Below are 18,706 nucleotides of genomic sequence, written 5' to 3' on the forward strand. Positions count from 1 at the left end.
CGTACATCATGAATTGTATCATCATTATAGAAATGGGCACAGCCGCAGTCAAGGTCTTTGCCTTCGATCTTTCCGGAAACTTAATCAGTTCGTCCAAGGGGCACTACCCCACTTTTCATGAACAAAACGACCATAGCGAACAGGATCCGGAGCAGATGTTTATTACGATGTTGTACATACTAAAAAACCTGCTTATAGAGAAGATTTATCCAAAAAAATACACGGTAAGCTGTATCTGCTTCGGCTCATCAATGCATAGCTTACTGGCTGTTGACAAAGACGGGATACCCTTGGGCAACGCCATTACCTGGGCAGATAACCGGGGGAAAAAAGAAGCTGCAGAATTAAAAGCTAGCGCACTGGGCGAGGCAATTTATAAAGCCACTGGTACCCCGATACACCCAATGTCATCTTTGATAAAAATTTGCTGGATGAAAAATAACGAACCGGACAAATTTAAGCTGGCAAAAAAGTTTCTACCGATAAAAAGCTATATTATACAGCAACTCACAGGCGCATGTGTGATAGATTTCAGCATCGCATCAGCAACCGGTTTGATGAACATCCACACCCTGGCTTGGGACGAGGCGGCGTTGAATTTTGCCGGTATAACATCTGAGGAACTACCCGCTTTACACCCCGTTTTTTACTCGGACTTGACGCTTAAGAAAGAATATCAAAGGGTACTGAAACTGCTACCTGCAGTAAAAATCCTGGTAGGATCAAGCGATGGCTGCCTCGCAACGCTGGGCGCCGGCGTATGGGGCAATGATATGGCCACAATCACTATCGAAGACAGCGGTGCTTTCCGCATCATCGGCGACCATATCATTGATGACCCTAAACAACAGATATTTAATTACTTGCTTACAGAAAAACATATTATTACCGGGGGGCCAACAAGCAACGGCGGCGTTATATTTAACTGGTTCACCAAACAATTCGGCGATTTTCAGAAAGCATATGATATCGACCAGTCTATGGATGAACTGATCCAGGAAGCAGCAACAGTAGAAGTGGGCTCGGGCGGTTTGATATTTCTTCCCTTTTTGCACGGAGAACGTGCACCAATATGGAACCCCAATGCCCGCGGCTGCTATTTTGGTGTGAACATCAGGCACGAGCGTAAACATTTCATCAGGGCTACGATCGAGGGAATTTTATTTGAGATGTATAGTATAGGCCGGTCCCTGGAGAAACATCGCCATATTAAAGGCCTCTCTATTAATGGTAACTTTGCTTCGATACCGCTTTGCACACAAATTATTGCCGATATTTTTAATAAGCCGGTAAGTACACTAAGCCATGGAGATAGTATAGGCAGAGGAGCCTTCCTGTTAAGCGCCACCGAGATGGGGCTCTACCCCTCTCTGGAAGAGGCTTCTAAAACAGTGAATATGCATCAAACCTTTTATCCAAAGGCAGAAAATCATGAGATTTACGCCCAATATTTTAGGGTGTTTGAAAGTCTGATTACCAAGGTAGCTGATGAATTTAACCTCATTTCTGACCTGCAGCAGCGTTACAGCTAACTGCCTGCCAACGGTTGCCATTTATTATGCCGCTTTACATTAACGCTGGTACAATCCTGATTCTTGGGCCATGCGTTCAGCAATAAATGAAATAATCTAAAAACCTGCATTTATCCAGAAATTAACGCAAATTTCACCGGGTATGAAGATGAAACTATAACTTCAATTATGAGTAAGGTAAATACATTGAGATCAGGTTTCATTGGAAAGATAACCCAAAAACGCTTTCTATTGCCTAAAGGGTAGCTTTTGAAGGAATGATCGCGTAAATTCAGTTTGGTTTTGTTGCCTTCGGCTTCATTGAAATTTGTTGCTTACTATGGTAAGTTAGGGGTATACATTATCCTGCTTTTTAAGTAATTTAGTGAAATTTACAGCAGAATTTGAGCTAATTGTACAGTGCATTTATTTTTTAATAAATTGATTTTTTACACCGTACGATAAAATATGAATGGTTGGGGTATTCATGCTTATAAAATGCAGTATCGATATATTAATCTAAAAGCCCATGTCAATACAAAAAGCGCTAAACGTTATAGATCGCCTTAAAACAGATACCAAATTGTCCGGTTCGCTAAGAACATTTGACGATTTATTAACAGTCTTAGAGAAAGAACAAGTAGAAATAAGCAAGGAAGCACTTCATAAGGGATTTCTTTTGGATTGGAAAATGCGTTGGATCAAGAGCACGAGTGATTTAGGCAAATAAACAAGAATTTATGTTATCTACGCAACAGTTGCGTCGCCGCTACTCCGCCGAACAAACCCTGATCATATTACTTTGTCGGTTATATTTCAAAAAAGCCCTACTACTTGACGTTCAAAAATATTTAGAAGATACCGACATTGATTGGACATTATTTTATAAAAGTGCCCAGCTTAATAGTATTCGCGGATTTCTGTACGATATAATAGAGACTTTTGATCTTAAAATTGATTACTCTGTACTCAATATGTTAAAAGCAGCCGCCTCGACAATTCAACAGAAAAACCTTTATCAGCTTAAAATCACCCGTGAATTAGCAAGGGATTTTCAAGTTCATAATATCCATGCTTTAAGTTATAAAGGGGCGTTTTTTGCTACTAGTTACTATAAAAAGCCTTTTTTGCGTGAAAGCTCAGACATAGATTTTTTGGTTAGCCAAAGGGATGTTATAAAGGCTATTGAATATTTTAAAGAACACAACTATCATCATAAATACGATATACCCACAAAGTACCTTGGCTATGTAATGAAAAATTGTAGAGACTTATCATTCAAAACACCCGGACACTTCTCAGGTCTGAGCTGCTCAGTGGAAATACAATGGTCTTTAGTGGAAAGTCATTTCAATGCTTTTCCGGGATATGATTTCTTTTCAGGTAACTTTAAGAAAAGAGATGGCACTGATGTTCCGGGTTTGAATGAAACCTATGATTTTATCTGCGTTTCTTCGCATCATCTTCTTAAAGAGCCTTTATTTAAATTTAAATACCTGGTTGATTTAGCCTGCATAGTCAATACTGCCGGAGAACGTCTGGATTTTGAAAAAATAGAAGACCTTTATTTGAAGTTAGGATATGAACGCTTTCTATATGCCGGATCAGCAGCACTAACTGACATTTTAGGCATTCAATTCGGGACTTCACCACAAGTTGAGGCTTTTTATGCTATTTTTCTAGCAGACAAGAATGCTCACCTCCCGATGGTCAATCGGCTTCAACTTTTTAAGACCTTCATAAAAAATCAAAGTTTAAGACAAAACTTTGTTTTTATGATTAAGGTGATACGTTCAGTGGCAAGACCTAATATAAGTGACCTTCTTTTAAATCTACCCCCTCGCCTTGTGCCGTTATTGTTTATCATTAGGCCAGTTAGATTGATGAATAAGTATATTATTAAACTCCTAACATAATTATTTCATTTTGCTAATTGTTGCTATCTGCCAATTGCTTCTAAATATAAACCGGTTGCCAATTCTTCTGATCCCAGCCTACAGGATTGACCGTTACGTGATTAATTTGTACCATCAACATCATAAGCATTTAAGTGATAAAAAAGGATGGTCGCGCAGATAGTGGTTCCTGGCTTTTTCATCGATAAATTGAACAGGTATAAATATGGCGGCCTTTCCAGCATGATATAACATTCTTTCTTTCTCTAAAAAAGAAGCGAATGTCCGGTCAAAAGATTATTGAACAAATTATAATCATCCCTTCGCCACAATTTCAATTGGTCAAAATTCAGCATTAGATTGTTGTTAGAAACATAACTTCTAAATCTACCCTGATTACGCTGACTGCTTTTTGAATTTATACCTCTAATATTACTTTATTCAATATCAAAGGTCAGACATAAATTATGCTAAGTTCATCCACAAATTGAGGTAGCCCAGATAAGCTTTAAATTCTAAAGGTTTATCAAGTTTGTAGGACACTTTTATATGTGAGAGCGTTTGCTTTAAATAGACAAACTCCAAATCTGACCTTTGTAAAGACTCAATCCACAAATGCTCTGGCCAATGTGGTATATCGCCAGGAAAAATATTCTTATTCCAGCTTTCTACCGCTTGAATTTTTTGAGGTTCGCATAAACCTTTTTCAATGATAACCGATTTGAATGCCACCCACCGGACATCTTCAGCAGAAAACTCATTCCAAAAACACTCAAATCCAATACCCGGTAGAACACCGGTACTTATATCAAGACATAACGTAACGCGATCAGCATGTTCATATACAAATTCTATACAATCTGCTAAACTTTCAGATATCCACTGATAGCCAATAGCTTTAAGAAATAAAAGCACACTTTCCGCTGTAAGCGTTTTAATATTTACTCTTAAAACATTAACGTCACGAGAAAATTGCATACCCAAGTAAGCAACATTACCATGCTCTGGACACAGATCTATGATCTTATCCAAAATTGGCAAAAAAACTTTCCTTTCTCCAAGTGTTTCCGTGATCAGGTAATCACAGAAAGTTTTTTTCTTGTCCTTGGTTAAGGTAGGTTCCAGTTGTAAAAATAATAGTGGCACCCCAAATGCAGTAGTTCTTACGTCTAACTCCAGGAAAATTTCTATTATATCTTCGTAGTAAGAATTCTTAGAAGTTGACCATTTGCTTAAAAAATCCATAAAGCGTGTCTCATCTTCAGTTTGCCTGTCAATTAGCTTATCGAACCATTGATATACAGATGTTAAATCATCTTTATCCCTTTGTAAACACATTTGCAAATCAACCTGCGTATTTGAATTTAGTCTGCATTCGAGGGCGAACCTCAAAATAGGAGGAAATAATTCTGCCGCTTCTAACAAATGCCGCCTTTGTTCATTTGATACAAGTTCGGCGGGGAGCTTGTCAAAAAAACCTGCCGAGGCACACAATAATGAATAATTAAGCATCGCTTTAACGTTTGTCAGTAAGAGAAACCCTTAAAATTTCATGATATACCTCACCAATCCTTTCAATGGCATCTGGTGCATGTACTGCGTAAAATGGCAGATCGTCTATGAACCTTTTGGCCGACTTGAAATAAAGTTCTATATATGCTTTCGAGTTTACACCGGGGAGCATCATTTCTTTTAGCAGAAACATAAAGGCTTTCTGTTTATCCTGATCGTGAACAATATTGAGAGGTGATAACTCGCGCGGATAAAGCTGAAAAACTGCCTTTACTGGTAAAGACTCAGGCTGTGCTAAATCTACAGAACTTTTAAAGTAATATTTACCTGCTACTGGCTTCTCAGAGTTGTCAATTTTGTTGCGATAGGTAAAAACACTTTGAAGCTCACTATAGGGAAGGTTAAACAGCGATGCAGTTTCGGGTGTTACTTTTAAATCATCATCTCCCTTATAAGCAAACCAATTACCGCCGTTAGAGCCAACAACGGCATAGTCATCGCACCAAACAGTGTGCCCTTTTAAACGAAAATAAGCTGTAAGGGTAGATTTGCCAGCCGTTTTATGGCCAGTAAATAAAATTACACCGTTATCAACCTGGACACCAGCCGCATGTAAGCAAAAGTTTCCCTGATGTTGTAAGCAAAATTTGGTGATATTCCCTCTTATCAGAGAATTAATGGTTCTTTTAGAAGCTGCATCAGTATATGCGTAATATACATTTTTGGCGGAGCCTGATATTAAAAACTCGGCCTTATCGGTATTGTCAAAGTATTTGAACAATGTACATTTTTCTCCATTTGTTGAAAGACCGCTCTGTACAATTTCGCCGATATCATTATTGATAATGGATCTTAAATCAGAAAAGACAAACTTTTCTTTTATAGTAATAAATGCATCCCACGATAGCTCTTTAAATTCAGTATCTAATTTCAAACTTTTGGATTAGGGTTAAAACTGAGTAAAAAATATACAAGCCGAAATAATTTCGGCCTGTATATTAAACAAAAAAGGTTACTTAGAGTATGACACATTAAGACCCGTATCCATTTGTACTGTCATTAGCGTCCGCTCCTTGTGTACCAGCGTTTGTAACTTCGCCAATTTTTCCTAATTCTTTGATTTTAGGCGATTCATAGCTCTTTTTTTGGTTCTCTTGATTTTCCATGATCAGAAATGATTAAAGTATTAAAATGTTGGTTAATTAGCTGTTTGCCTGTAATCATATAAACCCCATAAAAGAATATTTGCCAAAGCCTCTATCTTTTTGGTATCTGCTTTTTTCAGTAGTTCTGAGTCAGATATTTCTTTGTGCAGCGCAGGTTCATCGATAACTCCCTTAATAAAATCCGGAGCACTACTGATCTTGTCTTTCAGAAATTCCAGTAAGCCCGATTTTTTTAAATTTTGAATTCGGGAAAAAGAATAAGCAAGCGTCTTTTGCCGGTGAACTACCACCGCAGGTAATTCTTCAACCATCGCTGCGCGGAGAATTAATTTTTGATTAAGCAGATGAGGTGGAACAATTTTTATAAATTCAAAGAGTTCTAAAGAAAAAAATGGGTGAAGATATTTCATCTTCATTCCGGTAAAGCCCGGGTGACCAATTTCAAACAGGTATGGCCAAAAAGGATGTGTGGACATACCGTCAGCTAGTGCTTGAGGTGAAGCTGCAAGCTCTATTTTGGCCTTTAAATATTCTTCATCAATAAAATCTTCCCTTATCCATGAGGGCGGGCTAAAAAAAGGTTTGGCAGCTAGCTTCCGTTTTTTCTTCTTTGTACTTACGTTTAATCTTGGTATCCTTTTATGAATAACCACAAACTTTCCCCAATCCAAAACTGTTTTAAATACACCATTTAAAAGAATTCTGCTGCTCCAGATTTCATCTTGACACCCAAACAAAGGATCACCACCAAAACCGGTAAGTGTAATCCTTGATCTCTGTAATGTATCCCTTAGCATACCGCCATCCGGTACAGTTGCTAAACTTCCGGCGGGTTCTGGATACCATGTCTGATCATCTTTTGCATGATGTCCGGCCAATTGGTCAGCCAGGTAATGGCGCAGAGGAATGCCCAAATGTTCTGCAATTATTTTTGAATAGAAGGTTTCGGATTCTACCACATTTGTTTCCAAGGTAAAATTATAGGCATTAAGGCCCATTGCAGACCCGTACCTTTCTTTGTGGTTTTTTGCAGTTAAAGCAGTTACCGAAGAACTATCCATACCACCACTTAAATGACAAGACACGTGCTTACTACGAACCCGATCACCTACTGACCTTTCTAAAATATCATAGAACCTGGCTACATAAGCAGATGTGGTTAACTTTTCTACGGGAGTATTTTTCTGTGTTCCACTCCAATATCGACTGATTTCCAACTTACCCTTTTTTAAAGAAATCTGATGAGCTGGCGGTAGCTTAAAAAGTTTTGTATAAATGGTGTGTTCAACGCTGTCGTTTCTACCGCAAAAAAAATAATCTTGCAATACATTAGTACGCAGCTCATCAAAGAGATTTGGTACATGCTTCAGGCAGCGGTAATAATTACTAAATAAGAACCCATGTTCCGTGTTGGCGTAATAAAAAGGTACCAGACCGAAATGATCACGCGCACAAAAAAGTGTTTCAGTCGCTTCATTCCAAATGGCAAAGGAGAAGTCACCTGCAAGATATTTCATCATACCTTCTTCCCAGGTTTTAAAAGCATATAAAACCAAATGGCTGTCTGGTATTTTGTTATCTACAGCAACTCCTTTTTGTTGCATCAGCTCAATCAATCGTTCGCGATTGTCGAGTCTTACATCTCCTGTAATGTAAACTTTTGCATCATCGGTGAATGGCTGGATGTCATCGTCGGTATCGTCATCTACTTTTAGCCAACCAAACCTCAGATCAATCAACGGGCTTTGATGTCTGCCCAAATGGTCATTACAACATCGAGAAATTTCTTCCTGACATTTATCCAGTACACTGCTTGCGTTATAACGGTTATCAGATGCTATTAAACCAACAAATCCGCTCATACAAATTGCATTTTTGAATTTAGTTTATCTAGCGGTAGCACGAAATAGTTTTCAATATTAATCGGATGGTCATTTAAGATAATCCCGTTTCTTTCGAGCCACGCATGCGCAAAAAAATTACCGTTGTGAATATCTACGCCTATTCTCAAATCTGTTCTTAGCCCATAGCATTTAAGTGCATATTGCATAGCAAGGGAACGCGACAAGCATCTCCCTTTGAAGCGCCCCCCCAGGCTAATTAAGTAAAATATGTTATAATAACGATCTATTATCACCATATCCCCATCGTCGCCCGCATGAAGATAAGTATGCTTTTTACTAAACGAATTTAAAAACTCCAATAACGCAGTTGTTCCCTTAAAACCAATGGTTAAAAGTGATGCCTCGATTAAATTTACCAAAAAACGGCATCTCAAAAACTTGTATCTAAAAGCGGCTAAGCTTTCGCTAATTTGACGTATGGCAGTTTTATTACTCATGCCGTATCTCGATCAGTTTATATTCAACCAATTTGTGTAACAATGCTGCCATATCCTCATTCACAACATCCTCAGTTACCTCATACTCCATCGTAAGTTTTGTAATAGCCACATCTATCTTTCCAAACTCAGATAAAAGTTCCCAAAAACGCTTACCTGTTTCGTCCAACTCATAAAAATATTCGGTATTCATGTTCATTAATACCAAACCGCCGCCAATATGCTGTGTAAGAACTTCTGGCGGAAAAACAACCATCTTATTTGAGAATTCCATTTTTGCCATCTTGAATTACATTTAATTAAACCGTTAATTTTAAGCTGAACTTATTTCTTATAAGTAACCAATTTCCTGATCACGTCTGCAGGCAAAATTACAGTTGAGGTCCTGCTATGCCGGGCAATGTTGATACCTAAAAATTTCCCGGCACCGTCATAGACAGGCCCCCCGCATTCATCAGACCGGATTGCTGCATCCTGCACAAAAACTTCTTTAAATCCGTCAGCCCGCTTGCTACGTTTACCCTCGTATTTAGCCGCCAGATGATCAGAACTTTGTTCTTCAAATGGGATGATGACTTTCAGCGTACTCCCATCCCTCAAAATATTCAGTGCCACACTATCACCAATATAGAATTCTTTCATTTTAAACTCAAACGTACCGGCATCGTCCACCTTATTGTTATTAAATGACAAAATCTGATCTCCAATCTTAAGATACTTTTCTGCAGGATACGACACTGCAATGTCTTTCACGAAAACCTTTCCATCCTTGTTCTCTAATAATGCTCCAAGTTGTGCTCTGCTAAATAACACGGGAAGTTCTAGTATTTGCGTGCTAACGATACCAACTTTATAGCCTTTTTCCGGTAACGGAGAAATGACGAATTCTCCTATATTCTTCTGGTTGGGATTATTTGAACATGAACGATCAATATCAATTGACACCAAACCTGGTAAAGGTTGGGCGGTTTGCATCACCACAAAGTCGTTTTCCCGGTTACGCAGGGAAACCGATAAGGGAACTTTTCTACCCTTATAAACGATCCACGGATGCTCGCCTACCAATGAACTTTTGCTGATGAATACGTGCAGCCCTCTGCTGTTGAACTTACCTGTTACATGGGCTGCCAACGCTGTCTGGATTAAACCCTTATCATTATTGTAAACAACATATGCACTATCTAAGACTGATGGATGGAATGTTACCAGCTTTTCGGGCAGGCGGCTATTGAGGCGACTTGGCAAAGGGATAGACTCAAACCGGTCACTATCAGGTAGTGTTTTGTAATCAATCGGTTTCTGAAGTGCTGTCCAGTATTTACGAAACAGATTGATTTGGATATCGAAGTTTTCGTCTTCGTTTACATTGATCTTGTCGCGTACGCCTATTAATTTTCCACTAAGGTCAAATAACGCACCTCCTGAATCTCCCGGCTCCATCTTACAAGTAGATTCTATGTAGCCATATCCATCATCCAGCCGGGAAATACGGCCAAACCGCACGTTAGGTTCAGTTCTAAAAAAACTACCGGGATAGGATATGCCTACGCAACCTTCTCCGGGCAAAAGCGATTGGCTGTCGCGCAACTCTGCATAAGGCCATATGGCTTTTTCCTGGATTTTAAGCATAGCGAGATCCAGCTTTTTATCCGTAGTTGTAAAAGCTATCCGCCCTAATGCCGTGGCAACCGCCTTTTTTCCGTCAGAAAATTCTACCCTGTATCTAATACCGGGCATTACGGAGTGTGCTGCAGTTAAAATCAAACCATCCCGGGATACAATTACACCACTGAAGCCACCAAAATCACGATCATTCAGGGTGTCACGAATTACTAATTTAATGCAAGCACCGTGTACCCTATCGTAAGTTTGTTTTATAAGTTTTTCGACCTGATGCGGCGTCAAGATTTCTTTCTGGGCATTAGCATTTAATATGGTTAAAATAAATATTAAAAAGCTGCACTTCGCAATTCTAAACAAGATCATCCCTCAACTTCAAAATTTCGCAAAAACGATTTATATCAGGTTTTAGGTAAGCAGGGGGGCCTCAACTAGGAATAATCCAGCTCCCCCAGTTACCAAATAAATTAATTAGACTTTTTTATCTCCTCAATAGCGGCGCTCATTTCTGCTATTAACTCGGGGGTAGAACCGCTAAAGCCTACGCTGGTAAAGCGTATAAAACCATTACCATCAACAATCACCTTATGTGGAATACCTGTAACTTTAAAAGCCTTTGCAACTTCATTACCCTTTTCGCCTTTTCTTAGATCAAGATATAACGGTAAATCATATTGCTTTGATTTAAAGTATGCCATTGCATTTTCTTTTACTTTAGGGGTTTCACCCGGTAATTCATTGGTGTGTATAAACAGAAATTTAATGGTAGTATCGCCTTTGTATTTATTAACCAGTTGTTGCATTCCGGGTAAAGCAGCTTTACATGGGCCGCACCAGGTTGCCCAAAAATCAATCACCATGGTTTTTCCCTTAAAAGTTTCAAGGTTAACCTTATTGCCATTTACATCAAGCAATTCAAATTCAGGCGCTTTAGTTTTAACTAATTTTTGAGCGATGTTGCTGTTATACGTATTCTCGTATTTCTCCTGCAAACGTTTATTGATCGAATCTAGATGGGCTTTATAGTTTCTATTTGGGTATAAACTTTGGTAAGCCATACGATAGCCATCTCTGATCTCCTCATCTTCAGTGCCTTGCATAATAGCTGCCTCTAATGCAGGGAAAGCTTGTTTATACTGCCCGCTTTTAGCAAGCAATACTGTGTAATGGTCATTTTCTTTTTGATCCTTACCTTTTTTTAAGTCGATAATCTTTTTGCTAACAACTGCCGCTTGTTTAAAATCGCCCTTTTTTTCAAAGAAATAACGCTTTAAACTGAGCATCAAATTTTGTTGTTCCAGGGTCATCGTTTTAGTATTTTTCAGCTCCTTGTCAACCAATTGCTCTACTTTTGCAACAGAAACAGGATTAGTGACATACGCAAACATGGCCCACGCCGTTAATCTGTAATAGCCTTTAGTTTTGTACAGGTATTCCATAGATTTATCAAACTTGCCGGCATTTGCAAAAGCGTGAGAAATCATGGCATACGCATATCCCATATCTCTATTTGGGAATTGTTTTTTAAGCGCCTCCAGCATTTGAAGTTTCTTTTGCAGGTCCTTTTCTGTAACTAAACGGTCAATCTGTCTGCTGTAGGCAATATCACCTTTTGGAAAACGCTTTTCAATAAGTTCAAGCAGCGGTTGATAAGGCAATTCTTTAGCCACATTGTAATTTAACAAAAGGGTAAGATCGCTTTCGTTACCTTCCTTTAAAGCAGCCAATTTTTTATTTAGAACAACGGTATCTTTAATTGCCGACAAAGAATCAACTGCCTTTTGGTAGTCCCGTTCCTTTTGAGCGAATAATGAGGCTGAACAAGTGATCAGCATCAAAAACAAAGAAATTTTTTTTAGCATTTTATTATTTATTATTAGTTGGGTTTACGATAATCGATGTTAGCTATTGCGCCAAAGCCATCTATTTTTTGCACGTAACTATTGTTTACGATATTGCCAAGGTTGTCTAACTGAAAAAAGTACACGCTACCCGATGTACCGATATTTGTAGCGATCACGAGTTTTCTTGCATCATTGGGCTGCACAACCATTTGTTTAATTAAAACACCTGCCGGGAAGGTGTAAATGAGCTTTGAGGAATTACTTAGGATATCGTACACATACAGTTTATTATCTGTAGCGTAATACATTTGATTAAGAAAAAGCGAACTGGCAAATGTTTTAGCAGAGGCAATTTCAGGGCTGTTCTGCATTTGTTGTTTAAGCACTGGCTTGCCACCGTTTAAAGAATAAATATATCTGTTGCCAACATTATCCTGCATTATAAAGTAATATGTCCCTGTACTTACATCTTGTGGGCCATCTGACGCTCCCACCATGGTCATGCCTGTATTACCCATATTAAACGCCGCAGAAGAAGAGCCCAGAACAGGGTTTAAACCGAAATCTCCAAAAGTTGTATACATAAACCTTTTGTACTTATTATCAAAAAAATAGGTAATGAAATAGGTGCTCTTGATTACTTTAGGAAAAAGCGAATAATCGCCGCCGATACGGTCTGTAAAGGTCACATTAATTGGGTCATCTATTACTGAAGCACCAAACAGGTCTCCGTTATTTATTATATACTCCTCGGATCCATATCTTGTCAACCCAAAGGTAAACTGGCCCTTAACCGGTGTAAAGCCAGTTGTTGATTTGCCACTTTCTAAGAAACTATTGGCATCATAAATATAATTGCCGTTATCCGTAAAAAAACCGATGCTTGTTTTTGCTCCGTAAGAGCTTGGATAAGCGTATGCAGCTACCGCATTACCTGTATAAGCGGTTCGATTAACAGCTGTTGCAGGAGAGTAAAAAACCCTGTAATCTGACCTTATAAAATCTAACCCAGCTGTATTACCTTTTGTACTACTCACTAACCAGCCATCTTTAAAAACACTGGTAACTTGCAAGCTAAAGGTTTTAAAGGCAGATACGCCGTTGCTTTTATTCGTTACCTTGTATTCTAAGTTATACCCGTCCCTAAGTGGCGGATAACTAATCACTGCCTTAATTGCTTTATCTGTTGAAAGAACCATTGACGATATCCCTTCTACAGGGGTAACAGAATATATTTTCCACTGGTAGCTATAGCTTTCGCCAGAAGGTTTGGATTCTGTAATCACCGGATCGAGCTTTAACGTATCAAACTGTGTGATAGTAATAGCCGAATCTGTTTTAATTGTTACTTCATTCAGTTGGGCATACTTAAAGTCTTGTTTATCCTTTTTACAAGAGAGCAGGCACACACAACCTAAGAATAAGGTATATAAGTAAATTTTCATTGTTGACATTTTTTAAAATATAACCCGGTTTCCAGACTCGTCTATTAGAGGGCCGTTAACTTTCTCATACGCTGTTAGGGCGTTCCTGAACGTTACCTGAAGCCTGAAAATTTCTCCAAGTCCAATAACAGCGGGACTAAAATTGGTTAGCCCTGAAGTTTTGATCATAAACTGAAACTTGGTTACGCTAAATGTTCCAAACACAAACTGAACATTTTCCCAGTAATCCGGCTTGATCAACTGACCTGTAATGTTCACCTTCATTCTTTTCAAATTAGCGGAAAGGTCTGTAGCAATGCCGGGCGCACCTGCAACAAGTTCGGCTCCGGGAGCTACCTCCAGCAGCAGTTTAAAAGATTTCGTTTTCATTTCAGGCGAGTTTAAAACGATGAGCGGATATTTAACGAACATTTGATTAGCAGGGAGCTTCATATCGGGCAATATATAATCAATGTTATTTCTTGCCGTTGAACTATCAGTTGCTCTTAGTTTAAAAGTGCGCGCGTTGGCTGAAATCTTGCCAACCAGCCGCATATTAAGAAGCACTGTGTCGCGCTGTTTTTGGGTAGGTTGTAAAGCAAATGAATAGTTTATGCTATCCGGATTTTCAAAATAGGTAATATAGAAGCTAATGCCATCAGCACCGTGATACGTTAGTATATCACTTTTTTTACAGCCTAAAGCGAACACCAAAAGCATTAATATAGTTAAGTATTTCATATAACTTTATTTGTAGTTGGGATTAAATTCTAGTTCACTGTCTGGAATAGGGAGCACGTACTGGGATAAGGATATATCTGAAGTTTTAAATTGCATTCTAACAACATTCTTTCTTTTGTAGTAAAAGAAAAGCTGGCCTTCTGCATGAAACTCTTTCTGATATTCTTTAGTAATCTCGCTACTCAATGCGGCTTGAGTAATGTTACCGGCAAGTGCAGTTAAATTTCTATTCTGTCTTACCATGTTTAAATAATTAACGCCATCAACTGTAGATGGGGCGCACTCGGCTAATATGTAATACATTTCAGATAAGCGTAGCATAGGTACAATCTCATCCAGCCTGTCGTCAGTTGGTGAAGTACCCGGATAGGTTTGCCAAAATTTTGAGCAGAACACGTTTCCGCCACTGTTAGAAACGCTGTTGTCGGTTTCTATTCGGGCCAGGTATCGGATATCTGTTGACCCACCAGATGCGGTTTCGTACAGGGTTTGATAATCGCTCAGGGATCTGCGCATTGAAGATGCTCCGCGGAAATAGCTCTGATCGGCCCAATTTCTTAAGTTGGCCACACGTAAGCCAAAAATCTGTTCGGTAATGTAAAGCCGGTCCCTTGAACTTGCGTCAGCCGTAGCTGCGTTGAAAGAGACGAATGGAAATTTATTGGCATTTACAACAGTTTTAGCGGCAGCAAAAGCGTTGTTTTTATCGCCGGAAAAAAGATAGATCCTTGCCTCAAGCGCCTTTACTGCATAATAATTCATTTTGATTCTCCTGGTTACATCACCGGTTAATATTGGATCAGAATTGCTCAGCAGTTGTTCTGCCTCTTTAAGGTCGGCCAGTGCTTTTTGTACGACAACTTGCGTAGTAGATGGTATTACGGTATATTGATTCACCGCTGTTTTGTAGGGTATCGCTTTGTTATTCTGGCCAGCTACATATTCTGGCCCGAATAAGCGCAATAGTTCAAAATGCATATACGCTCTAAGGGCAAGTGCCTCGCCCCGTATTCTGCCATAGGCTTGGTCGCTCAGCACATTGCGTTTATCCTGAGTGTTTTGTATCACTTTGTTAGCACCGGCAATAGCGTTATACCCGTTACTCCAGATATCATTTCCAAAGCCTGCAACCTCCGCTGAAGTCAGGTTGAGATTTGACGTATCATAGAACGTATTTGCGGTAGGAATACTATAGTTTTGCGCAAGTGCCGATTCAAACCCCATAGACAGGTTGTCGCCAAAAAGGGCGCGAGAAGCAAACAATGAGTATACCCCATCCAATGCTTGCTGAAATCCGGTTTCTGAGGAAAACAGTGCCTCTTCTGAAATTGAAGATTTGGGATTAACGTCAAGATACTTTTTACATGACGCGAGTATGGTAGTTAAGCAAACCAATAGTGCCAGTATTTTTTTACAATTCATTGTTTTAAATTTTAAAAGCCCGCTCTTAATGTTAATGAATAGGTTCTCGCAAAAGGGTTGCTTGTGCCGCGTTCAACCTGAATAGAGCTCACCCGGAACAGATCATTGGTTATTGCAGTCAGCTGCAAACTTCTAAGCCCAATACGTTTAAGAAACTGCCTGTCATAGAAGCCATATCCCAAAGAAGCAGAACTTAGAATGAGGTTGTTGTCATTTTGTACAAACCTGGAAGTAAGTTTGGTAGTGCCCGGATTTGCTGTTATCCTTTTGTAGGGACTGACAGAACCTGGCCCTGTCCATCCGAGATTGTAGGCTCTTTGATCGACATTGAAACGCGCGTCAACCGCCTCCACTCTATCTACGAGTGTTTGGTTATACATTTGCCCCCCCCATTGATAGTTAAAAATAAGGCCGAGCTCAAACCCGCGGTGCGAAAAGTTGGTACCGAAGTTGCCATTCCAAACGGGCTGACTGACACCTACCGGAACCTTGTCTGCTACATTCCAGTTCAACGTCGTTTGCCCGTTTTTGGTTAAATAAACTTCGGAACCTGTTACCGGATCAATACCCAGTGATCTGACGGCAAAAATGGTGTTGATAGACTGCCCTTCTACCAGCTGCATATTTGGTACCACCTGGCTGGGGTTACCGTTATTAAGCAAATTATTTGAAGCCTTTAATGCATCTGATATCTTGCTTAGCGTATTCTTGTTGGTAAAGCCGTTTAACGTAACGGTCCATAACGTTCTTGACGCCGGATTTTGCATAAGCGTGTACCTGGCATAAAACTCGAAGCCTTTGTTGAGCAGCTCGCCGAAGTTCTCTGTATACGAATTGAATCCGGCAGATGGCGCCAATGTGATTTGCGTTACGGCATTTTTGGTATTTTCGCGATATAGTTCTACCCTTAAGTCAAGTTTACTTTTAAATAATGTGGCATCTAAACCAATATTTGCCTTGTAAACATTTTGCCAGCTCAAAAACTCATTCCCCATGGCGGCCAAAGTTGCACCCAGGTTATTGTAGTAAACTGTGCTGGTGTTAAAATTGTAACGAAACTGTGAAGCGTATGATGGCACATTGAGCGACCCGGTAGAGCCATAGCTACCTCTAAGTTTTAAACGGTTCACGATATCGCTTTTTCCAAAGAATGATTCGTTGTGAATATTCCACCCGGCACCTACAGACCAAAATGTCCCAAATCTTTTTTGGTTACCGTATTGCGAAGATCCATCCCGTCTGATAGATACACTACCGAAAAACCGATCGTCATAGATATAATTACCGCTATAAACCAGGCCAACCCGTCTAACCGTATTCTCATCACCGGTTGGCGTGCCTGTATACTGCGCGGCAAATAATAGATTATCTAAAGCATCTGTCGGGAAACCACTTGCCGATACGACATAATAATTTGATCTGGTTTCTGCGATATTGAAGGCCAGGTTGGAATAGATCTCGTGCTTACCAAAAGCCTTATTGAAATTGGCAGTGGTCAAACTCTCGTACCCTGAAGAACCGTTAGTAGTTAATTGGTAACTTCCTCTTTGTGTTACATCTGCTACGTTGGCAAACCTGGGGCTTAGAGCTGAATAAAACAGATCTCCGCCGCCTGTTTGCTTATTGACGCTTAAACTTGATTCGATATAAAAATATGATGAAGGTTTATATCTGGATACGAAATTATTGGAAATACCAAAGTAATTTGTGCTGTTAATAGAATGCAACGTAGCATCATACATGGGATTGGCCTGTTGGTAAGTAAATCCCAGGAAATTGTAATTTTCCACAAACGGAACAACTTTTCCTTTATCGTCATACGGCGTCCAGTATGGGTTCATTTTTACATAGTCACTGAAATTTCCGTATGGCGACTCATTGGATTTATTTTGAAAAACGCGTATCGAGTTCCGGAATTCAAACTTCTTTTTAAAGTAGTTCAAGTCAAACTGCCCCGAATAATTTTGCCTGTTCTGGCCTTTCATCACACCAGATTGCAAATCTCCTGATACCTGGAAACCATACCGGATTACAGTATCACCACCCTGAGCATATACAGATGTACGATTGCTGTATCCGTTTTGTGTGGGTATGGATAACCAGTTGGTATTTACACCTTTTACGTATGCCTTATATCGCTCATTATAAAGCATATCCTCGCTACTTTGCAGTATCGCTGAAGTAGTAGTATAGAGCCCCACGCGTTTTTCAAAGTCGAGTTTTTGTTGGGAGTTCAAAAGATTGTAAACAGACAGATCTGGTGTGGTGAAACGGAAATCGTTGGTCACATTCACCTGAAACTGGCCCGGCGATGGCGTGATCGTAGTGATCACAACAACACCGTTTGCGCCCCTGGACCCGTAAAGCGCTGTTGCGGATGCATCTTTAAGGATAGTCACATTTTTTACCAGGTTGATATCAAGATCAACAATACGTTGTAAGGTTACTTCAAAACCATCTAATATTAACAGCGGAAGCGTCGGTGCAGTTGATAGCTGACCTGAAAGATTTGGAAAAGAGTTCTCACCGCGTAACTGGATATTAGGGAGCTGATTGATGTTTCCGCCGGTGATATTATTTTGTACTATCCTGAACGAAGGGTCTATAGCGCCCATAGCAGCAAACAGGTTGTTAGAACTAACTTTTTTAAGTTCAGCACCTGAAATGCTTTTGGCTGCGCCGGTAAAGCTTTCCTTTTTTTGAGCGAAAATACCGGTTATCACGGTCTCGTTCAATGCAACCTGTGTTTCTTCTAAAAAGATGTCATAACTGGCCCCGGGCTTTATTTTAACAACCACTGTTTTGTAGCCTATGAATCTAAATTCCAGTGACTCCGCCGTCGCAGGTACAAGTAATTTATAACGTCCCTGGGCGTTGGTTTGAGTTCCCAGTGTTGAACCTTGCACCGAAACGACGACTCCTGTCATTGGAGCAGAAGTTTTACGATCTTTAATAACGCCTTCAATTACCTGGTCCAGTTTTTGAGTTTTAAGCACAAGCACTATTGTTTTATCCTGTATGATGTACTTGATCGGCTGAGCCTGAAAAATGGCGTTTAAAGCAGTTTCTAAAGGTTGATCATGGATATTCAGCGTAACTGGTTTGGCCGCTGCGACAACATTGTCTGAGTAAACAAAGTTGTACCCGGTCTGATCCTTGATCATGCTTAAAACTTCCGTTATCGGCTTATTTGATATCTTTAATGTAACCCTTTGAGCAAAACTTGCAGC

Annotated in this window: 15 protein-coding genes; 3 read left to right on the forward strand and 12 right to left on the reverse strand. The window is 39.7% G+C overall.

Translation table 11 applies throughout. The features are described 5' to 3' along the window. Positions 1-8 precede the first annotated feature (8 nt). The 3 genes from MUY27_RS05735 (at position 9) to MUY27_RS05745 (ending at position 3,427) form a co-directional block, all read left to right on the forward strand. On the forward strand, positions 9-1,532 hold the full coding sequence (locus MUY27_RS05735) for a gluconokinase (RefSeq protein WP_245129027.1): 1,524 nt from the start codon (positions 9-11) through the stop codon (positions 1,530-1,532). Positions 1,533-2,040: 508 nt separating this feature from the next. Continuing rightward, on the forward strand, positions 2,041-2,241 hold the full coding sequence (locus MUY27_RS05740) for a hypothetical protein (RefSeq protein WP_245129028.1): 201 nt from the start codon (positions 2,041-2,043) through the stop codon (positions 2,239-2,241). Positions 2,242-2,251: 10 nt separating this feature from the next. Then, entirely contained in the window at positions 2,252-3,427 is a 1,176-nt protein-coding gene (locus MUY27_RS05745; protein ID WP_245129029.1) for a nucleotidyltransferase family protein, read from the forward strand. A 444-nt stretch (positions 3,428-3,871) separates the two neighbouring features. On the opposite strand, the gene MUY27_RS05750 is transcribed toward MUY27_RS05745, so the two are convergent. From MUY27_RS05750 to MUY27_RS05800, 12 genes are all read right to left on the reverse strand, one after another. Continuing rightward, complete coding sequence (locus MUY27_RS05750) at positions 3,872-4,918, reverse strand: hypothetical protein (RefSeq protein ID WP_245129030.1); 1,047 nt, start codon at positions 4,916-4,918, stop codon at positions 3,872-3,874. A 4-nt stretch (positions 4,919-4,922) separates the two neighbouring features. Continuing rightward, positions 4,923-5,852: a hypothetical protein gene (locus MUY27_RS05755; RefSeq protein ID WP_245129031.1), complete on the reverse strand. Its 930-nt coding sequence runs from the start codon at positions 5,850-5,852 to the stop codon at positions 4,923-4,925. Positions 5,853-5,949: 97 nt separating this feature from the next. After that, complete coding sequence (locus MUY27_RS20555; RefSeq protein WP_262918279.1) at positions 5,950-6,084, reverse strand: hypothetical protein; 135 nt, start codon at positions 6,082-6,084, stop codon at positions 5,950-5,952. Between the two features lie 32 nt (positions 6,085-6,116). Further along, positions 6,117-7,946, reverse strand: a complete 1,830-nt coding sequence (locus MUY27_RS05760) for an asparagine synthetase B family protein (RefSeq protein WP_245129032.1) — start codon at positions 7,944-7,946, stop codon at positions 6,117-6,119. Beyond that, positions 7,943-8,425 (reverse strand): lasso peptide biosynthesis B2 protein, encoded by a 483-nt coding sequence (locus MUY27_RS05765; protein ID WP_245129033.1) that lies wholly within the window; start codon positions 8,423-8,425, stop codon positions 7,943-7,945. The genes MUY27_RS05760 and MUY27_RS05765 overlap by 4 nt, the downstream gene beginning before the upstream one ends. Next, the gene (locus tag MUY27_RS05770) at positions 8,418-8,708 is read right to left on the reverse strand and encodes a PqqD family protein (RefSeq protein WP_245129034.1); all 291 of its coding nucleotides are present in this window, start codon (positions 8,706-8,708) and stop codon (positions 8,418-8,420) included. The genes MUY27_RS05765 and MUY27_RS05770 overlap by 8 nt, the downstream gene beginning before the upstream one ends. Before the next feature lie 41 nt (positions 8,709-8,749). Next, a complete protein-coding gene (locus MUY27_RS05775; protein ID WP_262918280.1) occupies positions 8,750-10,411 on the reverse strand; it encodes a trypsin-like peptidase domain-containing protein in 1,662 nt (553 codons plus the stop codon). A gap of 101 nt (positions 10,412-10,512) precedes the next feature. Then, on the reverse strand, positions 10,513-11,907 hold the full coding sequence (locus MUY27_RS05780) for a TlpA family protein disulfide reductase (protein WP_245129036.1): 1,395 nt from the start codon (positions 11,905-11,907) through the stop codon (positions 10,513-10,515). Between the two features lie 14 nt (positions 11,908-11,921). Further along, positions 11,922-13,334, reverse strand: coding sequence for a PKD-like family lipoprotein (locus MUY27_RS05785; RefSeq protein ID WP_245129037.1), 1,413 nt, complete (start codon positions 13,332-13,334; stop codon positions 11,922-11,924). 12 nt (positions 13,335-13,346) lie between these two features. After that, positions 13,347-14,054: a DUF4843 domain-containing protein gene (locus tag MUY27_RS05790; protein ID WP_245129038.1), complete on the reverse strand. Its 708-nt coding sequence runs from the start codon at positions 14,052-14,054 to the stop codon at positions 13,347-13,349. A gap of 6 nt (positions 14,055-14,060) precedes the next feature. Beyond that, a complete protein-coding gene (locus MUY27_RS05795; RefSeq protein WP_245129039.1) occupies positions 14,061-15,476 on the reverse strand; it encodes a RagB/SusD family nutrient uptake outer membrane protein in 1,416 nt (471 codons plus the stop codon). Positions 15,477-15,487: 11 nt separating this feature from the next. Continuing rightward, complete coding sequence (locus MUY27_RS05800; protein ID WP_245129040.1) at positions 15,488-18,640, reverse strand: SusC/RagA family TonB-linked outer membrane protein; 3,153 nt, start codon at positions 18,638-18,640, stop codon at positions 15,488-15,490. Positions 18,641-18,706 lie beyond the last annotated feature (66 nt).

The sequence above is a fragment of the Mucilaginibacter straminoryzae genome (genome assembly GCF_022953055.1).
GTDB classification, from domain to species: Bacteria; Bacteroidota; Bacteroidia; order Sphingobacteriales; family Sphingobacteriaceae; genus Mucilaginibacter; species Mucilaginibacter straminoryzae.

Bases quoted from the DNA above. Each gene is read 5' to 3' on its own strand.
- MUY27_RS05760 (WP_245129032.1), bottom strand. From the start codon at position 7,946: ATGAGCGGATTTGTTGGTTTAATAGCATCTGATAACCGTTATAACGCA.
- MUY27_RS05780 (WP_245129036.1), bottom strand. From the start codon at position 11,907: ATGCTAAAAAAAATTTCTTTGTTTTTGATGCTGATCACTTGTTCAGCC.
- MUY27_RS05750 (WP_245129030.1), bottom strand. From the start codon at position 4,918: ATGCTTAATTATTCATTATTGTGTGCCTCGGCAGGTTTTTTTGACAAG.
- MUY27_RS05745 (WP_245129029.1), top strand. From the start codon at position 2,252: ATGTTATCTACGCAACAGTTGCGTCGCCGCTACTCCGCCGAACAAACC.
- MUY27_RS05800 (WP_245129040.1), bottom strand. From the start codon at position 18,640: ATGATCAAGGATCAGACCGGGTACAACTTTGTTTACTCAGACAATGTT.
- MUY27_RS05765 (WP_245129033.1), bottom strand. From the start codon at position 8,425: ATGAGTAATAAAACTGCCATACGTCAAATTAGCGAAAGCTTAGCCGCT.
- MUY27_RS05790 (WP_245129038.1), bottom strand. From the start codon at position 14,054: ATGAAATACTTAACTATATTAATGCTTTTGGTGTTCGCTTTAGGCTGT.
- MUY27_RS05795 (WP_245129039.1), bottom strand. From the start codon at position 15,476: ATGAATTGTAAAAAAATACTGGCACTATTGGTTTGCTTAACTACCATA.
- MUY27_RS05735 (WP_245129027.1), top strand. From the start codon at position 9: ATGAATTGTATCATCATTATAGAAATGGGCACAGCCGCAGTCAAGGTC.
- MUY27_RS05740 (WP_245129028.1), top strand. From the start codon at position 2,041: ATGTCAATACAAAAAGCGCTAAACGTTATAGATCGCCTTAAAACAGAT.
- MUY27_RS05770 (WP_245129034.1), bottom strand. From the start codon at position 8,708: ATGGCAAAAATGGAATTCTCAAATAAGATGGTTGTTTTTCCGCCAGAA.
- MUY27_RS05785 (WP_245129037.1), bottom strand. From the start codon at position 13,334: ATGAAAATTTACTTATATACCTTATTCTTAGGTTGTGTGTGCCTGCTC.
- MUY27_RS20555 (WP_262918279.1), bottom strand. From the start codon at position 6,084: ATGGAAAATCAAGAGAACCAAAAAAAGAGCTATGAATCGCCTAAAATC.
- MUY27_RS05775 (WP_262918280.1), bottom strand. From the start codon at position 10,411: ATGATCTTGTTTAGAATTGCGAAGTGCAGCTTTTTAATATTTATTTTA.